Genomic DNA, 12747 nt, shown 5'->3' with positions numbered 1-12747 from the left:
TGCTTCCGGTTCGAGAAGCATCGAGGTCAGATTTCTCATCGATACCCCCTCACGCCTTGCTGGAGGACGTTGGCCGTTCTTTGGTCGCCATCCAGAAGTAGCCCGCATCCTGATCCCAACACTGCTGATGATCCTCAAGCGTTGCTCCAGTCGCGAGGACGGCTTTGTACGCAGCGACGATGGCATCGGCGGGTGAATCTTCAAGAACGTGCTTGACCGTCTCCGCCTCCGGAACCTTGATGCCACGACTTGCCCAATACCGCTTCTCGTTGAGCTTATGCTCATCGAAATTCTTGACGATGTACTTTCCGATGTAACTGGCGATCTTGTGACGTAGGCCGGCTTCGCGATTCGGATTGCGCACGTCGACGTTCCCATTTCCCTCGCCGACCACACGAAGCCACAGCTCCCGCAAGACGCGATAGTTCTGCCGCCCTTTGACGGCGATGTGCAGATGCCAAGCTCCTCGCTTCTGCCGTTCAGCTACAGCGACATATTGGAAGTTCTGAACCTTACCCAAGAGGCGTCGCAGCGAATCGAAATCGCGCTTGATCCTCTCCTTGTCGAGCACGTTCTCGCGATACGTGAGAGTGATCATTCGATCGGCACCAATCGCCTTGCAGCGCAGCCGAACTTGCTGTTTTGCACGCTTCGCGGCAACTAGTTTGTTCGCCTCAGTGGAATCCGACTCGCCACGTTTGGCTCTCGGCATCAGATGAAGGGACTGCGTCTTCATGTACCGGTCAAAGCGAATTGCATAAGCTTCCACTTGACCATCTTCGAATGCACGGAGACGGACGATCCATTCACGGCGGAAGGGCGAGTAATTCAAAACGTTGGTGTCATTCATCGCAAACCTCTATCTCTCTGACCAGGGTGCCCCGCGCGTTGATTGCTTGGGGAGTCGGTGTTCCTGTCGTGCCTGATCGGGCCTGCGATTCCGATGACTTGTACGTTAAGTATTAGTAGTACAAGTCTATGGGCGCACTGCGAGCGCCCGCCGTCCTCGCCCCTGCGGGCGGCGGGCGCTCGCAGTGCTTCCAAACTTCTGTCCGTAACCCTTGGCGTACAAGACGAGCGATAGCGCGCCATTGACGGCCGAAAGGTTCGGCATGAGAGCCGGAATGCAAAGGAATGAGGTCTTGGCGAACGCGCGAGGTATTACCCGCTGCTCGGTCACGCGGGCCGCGCTGAGCCGCGCGATAACCGCCCGGACTCCGCAAGCACGCATACGCAACCCTCTCTTCGGGTACGGCGCTGACACTCCCGACGCTAGATGTCCTGAAAGACGACCGGCTTAAGGAAGTACAAATGTCAACGAACGAACCAACGGATGAGGTTGGGTTACGACGGTGTTACCTGCTGGGTGAGATAGGGAATTTTGGATGATGGCCGCAGTACGACGATGGACACTGCCCGCGATGGGATCTTGGCCGAGCTCTCGTTAAATTGCCCCAGCGAACGCTCTTGAGCGCGAATCGACTTCCGGCGTTTGTAGCCAGAAGTGGTGACGCTATGCACTGAATACAATCGGAAGCCACGTATGGAAGCGTGGCGCAAACGTGGGGCTATTAAAGCAGCGCGCGAACGCACCGTATATGGGGAAATTCCGATTGGAGCGGCGGGGAGGGAATTGATGGCGGGCATGGCGAAAGGCTTGGCGTGAAATTGAAACAGCGAGCGCACATGAGGGCAGCGCGATGCTGTAGAGACAGCCGAAATATGCGGGGGGCCATGCCGTTGGCAGAGTCAGATGAACTGCTGGCGGACGACTACGCGTCGAGACAATCAGCCTTCAACTTGTGACATTCACAGACGAGTTCGACGGTCATTTCGCCAAGCTCTTCGAAGATCGCGAGCAGGAACCGATGGGGCATCTCCTTGCCGGCGTCTGTGTTGGTGCACATCGTCAGCGCAAGGATACGTTCGGAGAGAGTGTTGAGCCTGTCGACGGAAGCGTGGACTAAGGAAGCTGCGGGAAGATGAAGCGTCATGCGGGGCACCTCTAACTAGCCAATTTGCGATTCCCGCCACCCGCTGCATTGCGCAGGGGTGGGCGGGCACTGGACTAGGTTGACGAACCGCTGGTCACTCGGATTAGGCGGCACACCCGAAGGTGTCCCAATCCAGGCCCACCCGTAGACATCGAGGCGTGGCACAGCGCACACGAAAGCCGCAAACTTCGCGGCCGTGTGCCCGAGATAAGACCGTTCGGGTCGTCAAACCCGGTCGCGTTTGGGGCGCGACGGGAACAAGATTATCGAGCTGACGTTGTGGGCACCACGCGTTCGGAGTCGCATTCTAGGTCACTCATTGCGATTCAGAACATTCCGATGCCTCAATAGGGATTCTCCTTGGTCGACGGGGAAGTTAATCGCGATGTGCCGCTAGAAACGAAAACGGAGCCGAAAGGCTCCGTTGCGATGTGTGGACAAACGATTCTATCCGAATCGTTTGACTAATAGCCCGCTACCGATGAGCCCTGCGATCATTGCGCCTATCGTAACGATGACGCTGGGCGTAAGAAGCGCCACAGCAAGTCCAACCGCAGTTCCACCACTGAGTGTGGACGCGAACTTAATCATCCCGCTAGCGGCTTGCGAGCGGTGCTGACTCGTGGGGATGTTGCGGCCGTGCGCAAAACGCATTTTCTTGAAAGAACGCGCCTTCGATGCACTAGCTGCAAGTCTTTTTCGCGTCGGTGTGGCAGACATCATCTACTCCGTTGGCTAATGTCACCTCCTGGACCGTGTGTGCCGTGACCACAATCACGATCATCAAGAAGCTTGTGGATACTAGCATGACTGCTGGCGGCTTCCATTCGTGATCCTCCCCGCGCGCCATCATGGCCGCGGATAAAAGGATGCCGCATGCGATCGCAGCGATAAAGCAAATCCAGACAACGACGAAATGTGGCCCGGTGGCAGCGGCCTCATAACCTCGAATACCAGCTTGAACCGCAAGAATTACGCCGCCATACAACCAGCCCATCGCGTCGAAAGCTTCGCCCCAAGCCCATTTAACTCGCTTGGTTGCTGGCGTGACTAGCCATCTTGCTACTCCAAGAAATCCATAAATCAAACTTGCTCCGAAGAGTGGGAGCAACGCCTCAACCAATACCCATTTAGTTGCGGGAGACAAGTGAGTGCTCCTCGTCGTGCATCAAAACTCCTCCTGCGGACTTGCCGGTATCTCCCGGTTGGTATGGGCGCGGATTGTACGCCGGCAATCTCATGTTGAGTCCGTAGCTGGAGGGTGTATCCAATGTAGACAATCGCTTCTACGCCTATCCGGCTTGCGGTCGCCGGGAGGCTCAGAGGAGACTAGCGAGGGGAGATATAAGAGCTTGCCCAAACAGACGGTGCAGCGACGCGATTCCGTTCTCGACCGAGAACGAAATTCCGCAAGCCGAGGAAGAAGTGAATGATCCCTCTTCGACCGCCCCTGAGGCATTTGGTCGTCCGGCACGCCATCATTTGAAACATCGTACAGTTGACGGTAGCCTAGTGCCGTAACGCCGATGGTCATCAAAGATGGTGACGACAAGGACGAGGCGCGCCAGTACGAAGGCAACGAGGGACCCTTGGTGAGCGTTAGTCGTGGTAGGCGGAGATCGCCCATCGGCACGGCGGCATATTGCTGCCCGGAGTCTATTCTTGTCGATACGCTCCGCTCCAAAAATTTATTTTAAACATAAATCGAACAGCCTTGGGGGGGAAATGCCTTACGCATTTGATTTGAAGCAGGTTTGCGGTGGCTACGCCTACTTCAGTGTTTATACGCATGGAAGCAAACCGGGAGACAGAGGGTTCGAGCGCAGGATTCCGTCAGAGGTGTACGAAGGTCAGTTTGTTACTGCGCTCGCAGAGTTAGGTCAGCAGGCATTGCAGGTAAATTCGGATGAAAGCTATCGAAATTGGCTATGCATTCATGGGTGGGCCTTGGTGGATTGTGATTATGCTGAGAGATCAATCTGTCAATGGTTGAGTGGTCGTCAATGTATAAAATCACCATTTGGTTCATTCACCGATAGAGATATTGCATCCCCGAAAATGCTAAGTCGCAGTTATCGCGGGCAGGCAAGGGAGCAGATTCTTGATAGAGACGGCAGGCGTTGTTTGCGCTGCCACGCCCCTGAGAACTTGACCCTTCAGCATGTTCTGCCTTTCTCGCTAGGAGGGGAAACCAATTCTAGGAATTTAGTCACCTTGTGTGAGCCTTGCAATCAAGAACTAAAGAACGAAATAGACTCGGAGCTATATCAATTGGCGGGTTTGACTCAAGGGATGGAACTTTCTTTGCTACGAGTATCCCCCTGTGATGATAGGGCAATGATAAGGGCAAGGCAGTTCTCCGCGAACATAATGCATACTCGTTGTGAAGTATGGTAGTCAGTAGCCTTATGCGGAATGCGAGTTGTATTCCTGCGGGGGCTGTCATTAATTTCGTGTTTGAGGCATAACATGTCGCCAAGGAGTGACGATGCCTCGCAAACCGAAAACCCCACCGGCAGAGCTGCCGACGATCCCCGCCGAACTGCTTGAGCAGTTCGGCAACGGCCCGATGACGGCCGACGCCATCAATGCCGCATCGCTGGCCTTCAAGAAAGCGTTGATCGAGCGTGCGCTGGGCGGCGAGATGAATCACCATCTCGGCTACCCGTCGGGCACGGCCAAACCGGCCAGCGTGACGAACCAGCGCAACGGCCGTGGTGCCAAGACGGTCCTGACAGAGGACGGCCCGATCCGCATCGAGGTGCCGCGTGACCGCGACGGCAGCTTCGAGCCGCTGTTGATCCCCAAACACGGACGACGCTTCACGGGCTTTGATGACAAGATCATCGCCATGTATGCCCGTGGCATGACCGTTCGTGAAATTCAGGGCTTCGTACAGGAACAGTACGGCACGGAAGTCTCGCCCGAGTTCATCAGCTCGGTCACCGACGAGGTGATGAGTGAAGTCACCGCCTGGCAGTCCCGGCCGCTCGAACCGATGTATCCGGTCGTGTTCTTCGACGCGCTGCGTGTGAAGATTCGCGAGGATGCCGTCGTACGCAACAAGGCGGTATATCTGGCGCTGGGCATCCTGCCCGACGGTACGCGCGACATCCTGGGCCTGTGGATCGAAAACACCGAAGGCGCCAAGTTCTGGATGAAGGTGTTTAACGATCTGAAAACGCGCGGCGTGAACGACATTCTGATTGCGGTGACCGATGGCCTCAAGGGCATGCCCGAGGCGCTGGCTGCCGTATTTCCGGCAACAACGCTGCAAACCTGGGTAATGCCCCCCGCAAACCGGCGCTGGGAGAAGTAGAATTTTCTCGTTAAGAGGGAGTTCTGCAGATGAAGAAGTCGAGATTCACAGACAGCCAGATATTGGAGGCGCTCAAGCGCGCGGAGGCTGGGCTTGCGGTGCCGGAGCTATGCCGGGAACTGGGCATCAGTTCGGCAACGTTCTACAAATGGCGCTCGAAGTACGGCGGGATGGACGCGTCGATGATGTCGCGCATGAAGGAGCTCGAGGCGGAGAATGCCCGGCTGCGCAAGATGTACATCGAGGAGAAGCTCAAGGCTGAGATTGCCTCGGAGGCGCTGCAAAAAAAGTTCTGAAGCCATCTCGCCGGCGCGAGATGGCAAAGCAGGTTGTGCAACAGCGCCGCGTGTCAATTCGTGTGGCGTGCACAGTGTTCGGCATCAGCGAGTCGTGCTACCGATACGAGGCGAAATTGAACACGGAGAACGAAGAGATTGCAGACTGGCTGATGCGTATCACGGGCTGTCATCGCAACTGGGGCTTTCTGCTGTGCTATTACTACTTGCGTAACGTGAAGGGATTCGGGTGGAACCACAAGCGCATCTACCGGATTTATCGGGAGCTGGAGCTGAACCTGCGCATCAAGCCGAAGAAACGCTTGGTGCGCGAAACGCCGCAGCCGCTGTCGGTGCCGCATGCCATCAACGAAGTGTGGTCAATGGACTTCATGCATGACCAGCTCGTTGACGGGCGCAGCATCCGGACGCTGAACGTGATTGATGATTTCAACCGCGAGGCGCTGGGCATTGAGGTGGATTTCTCGCTGCCGTCCGAGCGGGTGATTCGCACGCTGGAGCAGCACATGGAATGGCGTGGCAAGCCGAAGGTAATTCGTTGTGACAACGCCCCAGAATACCTGAGCATAGCCATCGTGACTTGGACGCAGAAGCTAGGTATACGGCTGGAATACATTGAGCCGGGCAAGCCGCAACAGAACGCGTACATCGAACGGTTCAATCGGACCGCGCGATACGAATGGCTCTCGCAATATCTGTGGGAAGACCTGGAGCAGGTTCGGCAGGCAGCGGCCGACTGGATGTGGACTTACAATCACGAGCGCCCAAATATGGCATTGGGCGGCTTTACCCCGAAGCAGCGGCTGGCCATGGCCGCTTAGTTTCTACTTCTCGCGGCCGTGGAAAATGGGGGCATTACCGTTCGACCGTCCGTGTAATTCTCAACCCGCCTTGAACACGGAAATTCTGACACCCCCTTCCTGCGCGATACTTTCCATTTTTTTTCGGTGACGCTCGGCCTAGGCAGTGCAACGTATGCCCCGCGTGTGGGGAGGTGTAAACCACACACCTGCTCGAAATCCGATTGAGGCGCGTGGCCGGCCCGTACCCCAATTTAGGCGTGAGTCTGTCCGTTCGCTCGGAACGCTGCCGTTGTTCTCATGTTTATCGACCCATCCGCGATGGGTCGATGGCAGACGCTCACTAACGGCTGAAGTCGGCCATAAACAGTGATTGGCCAGCGCTCTCGCGGACATATCGGGTTCGCCCCGGGCAACGGACGTCCGCTCGCCTTTACACCTGCCAACCTATTGGCCGAACCGGACTTGCGCACGGCACAAATGTACCTGTCGCGAATATCTGGCTTTGGCGCAGACTACTATCGTCTCTTTCCAGATAGCCATTAGCAGATACTCGTCCTCAAACTTCAAGATCGGAGTGACCCGATCTCAATACGTCGACAGGCCAAATGCGCAAGCATCCTATGATCGAAGCCTTCGTATCCAATTCTCTGTAGAAGAAATAAATCTCGCTCCTCTAACAGAGAACCACGAGCTTGGAAAATTTTCGCCAATCTCTTGTTATTCGTATTGGTTTCTGATTTCCTCACTCGAGCACTAAATCCTCGCCTGGCTTCGAAGGCTTTCGATGGCCAACTTGATTGCATCTTCCTGCGGCTCTTGCGTTCCCCATTCCCTCCAAAAATCCCTTGTCGCGCTGTCCGGCGTGATCTTTGGGATATCGAGCTTTATGCGCGTCGGCAGCAGCACCGCATCACCTAAGAGCAACGCTTCTCCTGTGTCGAGAAGCGGGAGAATGCTGGTCAAGCCCGCCAGTGAATCCGGCATAAGCCGTTTAATTACGCCTTGGTCCGTCTCATTCGTCAACCGTAACGCCAGGAAATTATTACACTGGCTTAGAATCGTTCGGCTGACGTCGGCAGGGCGTTGACTAACCACTAATAGCGAAAAACCGTACTTACGGCCTTCCTTGGCGATCCGTTCAAACGAGCCGAGCGCTTGCCGCTGTACCGCGTCAGCATCTTCCCGCACGGGCAGATAAAGATGGGCTTCGTCACAGAGCAGCGTAACCGGTGTCCGCTTGCCCGAGCGCATCCAGAATTGGACGTCATAGAGTAATCGCGCCAAAGTGCCGGTCACGACGGGAAGGACGTCGGCGGGCACCTCTGAAAAATCAACGACCTTGATCCCAGATCCACCGTTTGATGTCAAAAGCCGGAGGACTTGGTTGGCCAACCAATCGTATGCCATTGCCGCTAGCGGCGGTGCAAACATGAATCCATACCGACGATCGTCGAGCTTCGTCTCCAGTCGAGACAGGAAGCGGGTAAGCTTGTCCTCCCACTCGCCCTTCACGGGCCCGGTTTTTCCCACGCCCTTGGTCGTATTGTCGGTCTCCAGAAGCTTTACGAGCTTTTTTATGTCATAGGGGATCGGGGAGTCTACGGTGAATGTCTTCTTAACCACATCCCGCTTCTCGGTATCGAGTGTCTCTCCCTTGAGGGTACGGACGTGAAGTGTGAACCGCGAGGCCTGATTCGGTGCATTCTGATCGCTTCTGTCGAGGATCATCGAGAGCATCTCGTCGCGATTCAGAAGCCAATATGGCAAAAACAACACATCATCGCCAGGCTTGTCCAAGTCACCAGGTCCGGCGATGCGAAATCGTTGCGCAAAGCCACCGATTGCTTCATCGGCAAGTGGCGCGTACTCGCCGTGCATGTCAAAGACAATGATGTTCGGAAACTTCAGTTTTGCGGCTCGTTCCAAGATAAGTGCCACAGCCCAACTCTTGCCCGAACCGGTACTCCCTAGGATGGCCGCGTGCCGTTGAAAGAACTTGTCGCCGCTCGCGATCGCATTAGCCGACCGGTCAGCGACAAATGTGCCGAGTTTCAGCCGCTCCTCCTCCGCGAAGCCCGCACCCAGGATGCCCATGAAGCGCTGAAGATTTCCGCCCTCGATGACATAACACTCTCGGTCAATCTGGGGAAAACTGTCCGCGCCGCGCTTGAAGGTGTTTACCTTCTCGCCCTCGATCGTGCGAAAGGTGCCAATAAGAACGGCTTGGATCAAATCATCCGCAACCGCTTCTAGAAGCTGGCCATCTTCTCCAGAATCGTCAGAATTTGGCAACTCATCACGCATGCTTCGCGTCACACGCTCGGTCATGGCAATGAGGTACTCCCGCTCCGTCGTACCACGAATGGCGATGAGTTGACCGATTCCAATGCGGGTGAGAAGGATTGAGTTAGTTACATCTATTGCTACGCGACTGGTGTCGACCGACGCGACCCGACCGATTCTATCGTCGTCAGTAAACTGGAGAGCGGCATCTGTCACGGTTCAAGTACCTCTGAAATGAATGAGTTGAGATCCCAGAGAGCAAGCACTGGTACGAAACCCTCAATCTTGTTGACGAAAACCGACGAGCCGGACACCCCACCGATAGTCCCGTGCTGGATCGCGATGACGTTGGCGTGGTCACGAGCGAGCTTCAGAGCATTGTCCGAAAGCGAGTGTGTCAGCAAAAGAGTCGGAATCCCACTTTTGATTCGCGGCGTTAGATGCGTTTCAAGGTGATCATCGTTAAATCCATAGCCCAACACAAGAAAGCGGCTCGCCTTGTCGATCGCCCCATTTGCGCGCTCGCGGTGCCGATCAAATGGACTCTCATAACCGCTCCGAAATTTATTCAAGCCCGGTGTGATAATTAAACGCTGTAAGTGGAGATCGCCGGCGTAGCGCACAGGCTTTCCATCACGATGGTACCAGTCGAGGCTACCATGTGGCTTGAAGACATTCACCTTTTGCCGATAGCGATATTGAACACTTTTTCCCTTTAGGGTGACCTCGCGGCAGAAACTTAATTTACTTTCCTGTTCGTCCAAATGTCCGGCGAATTGACCTACAAACAGTGTGTCCGCACCGAGGCCAGCCTCCTCCGCCGCGACCTCCAGCAGTCGATCGTAGTTGGTGGTGACAACCGGCACTCCCGTAGTTGGCTTAAGAAGGTGTTTCAAAAGACGAGTGAAACGGAGGGTGCGCGCCTTAGTGAATACCTCAGCTACTATGTCACGTTCACGCTGCGCGATTAATTCGACCGTTTTCGCGACAATGGCAGTTTCAAGCGTAGGCGTCGGCGGTTTAGATAGTAGTGCGGCTTCCAGTCCGGTTGCCGTGATCAAGGGCGACAGTTGGGTCCAGTGATTCTTGTCGTCATCCGACAAATCGGCCTCGATGTTAACTTGGAGGTAATGTGCAAGCTCGCCCATGCCTGGAAGCCCCTCCGCGCATGACAAACCAGAACCGACGATGGTTACCAGTCCATCAGTAAAGTGCTGCTGAAGCAGCATTTTTAGTTGACCAAGCTCCAAGTTCGCCGTCCAAATTGGTTTTCGGTGGGAATATTTAGCGCATTATTACATCGAAATTTGAACTCGAACATTTGATATGGGCGATGGCCTTTGAGCCTGAAAAGGCAGCCACTCACTTGGTGCGGCGTGCTACTGCAGAAACGGGTCGAGAACCACCATCGAGATGCCGATCATTTCGACTCAATTTCGCACCACGCCTACTACTATCGCTCAAATTCATTCACTATAAAATCAACGACTTATCCTCGGGCTGTAATACCCCAAAATAGTCTGCTCCCCTTCGGCAACTCCTTACCCCACGAGCCTCCCCCCCCACCCAAGGTTAATAGCTTACGAGTCAAATCTTGGTGCTGCGCTTTGTCACGCTCAGGTGCTTGCTGAGTCATGCGTTCATCGCCGGGGCTAGTCTCGCAAGCCACGGCCAGTCGGCGAATCGATTGCCCGTTTGGCGGATATGCGTGTACCGCTTTAGGCTTGTCCAGCTCCGGTGCCCGGTGACGGCTGCCACGCGAGGTATCGATAGGCCTTGCTCGAACAGCCAGCTAGTACCTTCGTGGCGCAGGTCATGAAATCTCAGATCCGGAATTTGAAGAAACTGGCAGGCGCGTGTGAATGCTGCGCTGACGGCGTCGGTGGTGTGGGGGAGGATTCGGTCTTCTCCTTCGCGTCGCGGTATCACCGACAGAATGCGGATTGCTTCCGGGGGAAGGTCGCACCAGACATCGTTGCCGATCTTTTGCCCTGGATGCTTCATGTCCCGTACTAGTATCCGCGAGCCATCCCTGTCCAAGTTCGACCACTTGATCGTGACGATCTCCTCTTGGCGTCGCGTCGAGAAGATCGCGAACGGCACGATGTATTGCATCGGAACGCTATTCGGATGCCGCTTACGAATCCCTACAAAATGTTCGAGCAGCAGATCCAACTCGGAAAAGCTTACGCGTCGTTCCCTTTTGACCGACTTACCGGTGTGGCCGAGGTGAGAGAGGACTCGTCGGGCATCTTTCAACGCTTGCTCGGACAACGGATAGCCCCACGCGGGACGAGCGACGTTCACGACTGCCCCGATGTGTGACATATAGTTGCTCGCGGTCTGCGGAAGGACGTCTAGGCTCTTGGCGAAGTCAACGTAGTCGGTACTTCCGAGTTCGCTGCAACGCTTTTCCCCGATTGGTGCGCGGGCGACGGCATTTAGTACCTGAGCCTTCGTTCGCCCGATGATCTTGATGGATTCGCGGACATACTTATCAATCACCTCACTAAATAGCGGGTCCGTCTGCACTGCGGCTTCCATCGCCCCCGGACGCGCCAGTTCCTTCTCCCTCTTGACGATCCACGCCGCCGCAGCCTGCCTGCGGTCAAACGTCTTCGCCTCGGTGTAGGCCACCCGTCCGCCGCGCTTCAGGCGGATCTGTGCGGTATACCCTATACTTTTGTCCTTTCGTTCCCGAACTGTGATTGTTCCCATAGGTTTTCGTCGGTGCTACATGGCGTTTTTCGATGCTACACCGTAGCACTTGGGTGCTAAAACGAGCGAAAATCGGGGCTAAAATTGGGAAATCTGGCACTACGCTTTTTGCTGTAATCGACTGTTTTGTAAGAGATTTTTGATGAATTTACCTCCCCGCCGCGTCAGCGTGGCGCCGATGATGGATTGGACCGATTCGAACTGTCGCGTCTTTCATCGTCAGCTTTCGCGTCACACGTGGCTGTATACCGAGATGGTCACGACCGGTGCGCTGCTGCATGGGGACGTGGCGCGCCATCTCGACTTCGACGCCGTGGAGCATCCCGTGGCGTTGCAACTGGGCGGCAGCGAGCCGCAGGATCTCGCGCGCGCGGCGAAGCTCGGCGAGCAGTGGGGGTACGACGAGATCAACCTGAATTGCGGTTGTCCGTCGGAGCGCGTGCAGCGTGGTGCGTTCGGCGCCTGTCTCATGGCCGAGCCGGCGTTGGTGGCCGACTGTGTGAAAGCGATGCGCGATGTGGTGCAGGTGCCGGTCACGGTCAAGCATCGCATCGGGATCGATGATGTGGAGTCGTTCTCGTTCGTTGAGGACTTCGTCGGCCAAATCGCTGAAGCCGGTTGCACAACGTTTATCGTGCATGCGCGCAATGCCATTCTGAAAGGACTGAGCCCGAAGGAGAATCGCGAGATTCCGCCGCTCAAGTACGACTACGCCTATCGCCTGAAGCAAGTTTTCCCGCAGCTTGAGATCCTGATCAACGGCGGTGTGAAGACGCTCGATGAAGTCGAACAGCATTTGCAGTACGTCGACGGTGTGATGCTGGGCCGTGAGGCGTATCACAACCCGTATGTACTGGCCGAAGTCGACGCACGCTTCTACGGCGACACGTCACCGGTGAAATCGCGCGAGGAGGTGGAGGACGCGTTGATCGCTTACGCAGCGGGGCAAGTGGAGAAGGGCCGGTATCTTGGCGCGATTACGCGTCATGCGCTCGGCCTGTATCGCGGCGTGCCGGGCGCTCGCGGATGGCGTCGGGTGCTATCCGATCCGAAGCGCCTGAAGGCGGGCATTGGCGCGTTCGAAGAAGCGCGCGCACAGTTGCGTGCGGGCGCGTTTTCCGAGCGGGACGACGAGGCGTCGTTCGCGACGGCATGATGTTTTGCGGTGGCGAGCGACGTTGCCTTGTGAGCGTTCGCCGCGTGAGATGACGATGCTGCGCATCGATCGTGCACGAGAGCGAACAAATATTTCGAAGAAGTGAAAAAAGTGCTTGGCAGCGCAATAAAAACGTCGCTATAATCTTGTTTCTGTTCAGCAAGCAAGTCAAGTTGCT

At 55.8% G+C, this 12747-nt stretch carries 9 protein-coding genes and 1 pseudogene; 4 read left to right on the top strand and 6 right to left on the bottom strand.

Translation table 11 applies throughout. The features are described 5' to 3' along the window. Positions 1-49: 49 nt before the first annotated feature. The 3 genes from PI93_RS17570 to PI93_RS17560 all read right to left on the bottom strand — a co-directional run bounded on the left by PI93_RS17570 (position 50) and on the right by PI93_RS17560 (position 3141). A complete protein-coding gene (locus PI93_RS17570; RefSeq protein ID WP_039374736.1) occupies positions 50-850 on the bottom strand; it encodes a rolling circle replication-associated protein in 801 nt (266 codons plus the stop codon). A gap of 922 nt (positions 851-1772) precedes the next feature. Further along, entirely contained in the window at positions 1773-1994 is a 222-nt protein-coding gene (locus tag PI93_RS17565) for a hypothetical protein (protein WP_039371745.1), read from the bottom strand. A gap of 682 nt (positions 1995-2676) precedes the next feature. After that, on the bottom strand, positions 2677-3141 hold the full coding sequence (locus tag PI93_RS17560) for a hypothetical protein (protein ID WP_144400346.1): 465 nt from the start codon (positions 3139-3141) through the stop codon (positions 2677-2679). A 578-nt stretch (positions 3142-3719) separates the two neighbouring features. Between PI93_RS17560 and PI93_RS25110 the strand changes: the two genes are divergently transcribed. The 3 genes and pseudogenes from PI93_RS25110 (at position 3720) to PI93_RS17545 (ending at position 6430) form a co-directional block, all read left to right on the top strand. After that, positions 3720-4391, top strand: a complete 672-nt coding sequence (locus PI93_RS25110) for an HNH endonuclease (protein ID WP_080759242.1) — start codon at positions 3720-3722, stop codon at positions 4389-4391. A gap of 91 nt (positions 4392-4482) precedes the next feature. Further along, a pseudogene (locus tag PI93_RS17550) lies at positions 4483-5283 on the top strand (IS256 family transposase); the annotation flags it as partial. 59 nt (positions 5284-5342) lie between these two features. Beyond that, positions 5343-6430, top strand: a protein-coding gene (locus PI93_RS17545) for an IS3 family transposase (RefSeq protein ID WP_144400344.1) whose coding sequence is annotated in 2 segments (ribosomal slippage) — positions 5343-5592 and positions 5592-6430 — 1089 coding nt in all. Because the reading frame shifts where the segments join, the coding sequence is not laid out codon by codon here. A 735-nt stretch (positions 6431-7165) separates the two neighbouring features. Here the strand turns inward: PI93_RS17545 and PI93_RS17540 are convergent. The 3 genes from PI93_RS17540 to PI93_RS17530 all read right to left on the bottom strand — a co-directional run bounded on the left by PI93_RS17540 (position 7166) and on the right by PI93_RS17530 (position 11413). After that, positions 7166-8740 (bottom strand): ATP-binding protein, encoded by a 1575-nt coding sequence (locus tag PI93_RS17540; protein WP_201278400.1) that lies wholly within the window; start codon positions 8738-8740, stop codon positions 7166-7168. A gap of 167 nt (positions 8741-8907) precedes the next feature. Then, entirely contained in the window at positions 8908-9945 is a 1038-nt protein-coding gene (locus tag PI93_RS17535; protein WP_052240744.1) for an SIR2 family protein, read from the bottom strand. 382 nt (positions 9946-10327) lie between these two features. Continuing rightward, complete coding sequence (locus PI93_RS17530; protein WP_039371767.1) at positions 10328-11413, bottom strand: site-specific integrase; 1086 nt, start codon at positions 11411-11413, stop codon at positions 10328-10330. Between the two features lie 142 nt (positions 11414-11555). Between PI93_RS17530 and dusA the strand changes: the two genes are divergently transcribed. Further along, positions 11556-12569 (top strand): tRNA dihydrouridine(20/20a) synthase DusA, encoded by a 1014-nt coding sequence (gene dusA / locus PI93_RS17525; protein ID WP_039371770.1) that lies wholly within the window; start codon positions 11556-11558, stop codon positions 12567-12569. The last annotated feature ends 178 nt before the right edge of the window (positions 12570-12747 follow it).

Origin of the sequence: Pandoraea fibrosis, assembly GCF_000807775.2 — a bacterium.
Classification (GTDB): domain Bacteria; phylum Pseudomonadota; class Gammaproteobacteria; order Burkholderiales; family Burkholderiaceae; genus Pandoraea; species Pandoraea fibrosis.
The sequence above is the reverse complement of the archived record's forward strand: the minus strand, read 5'-3'. Positions and strand labels throughout refer to the sequence as shown.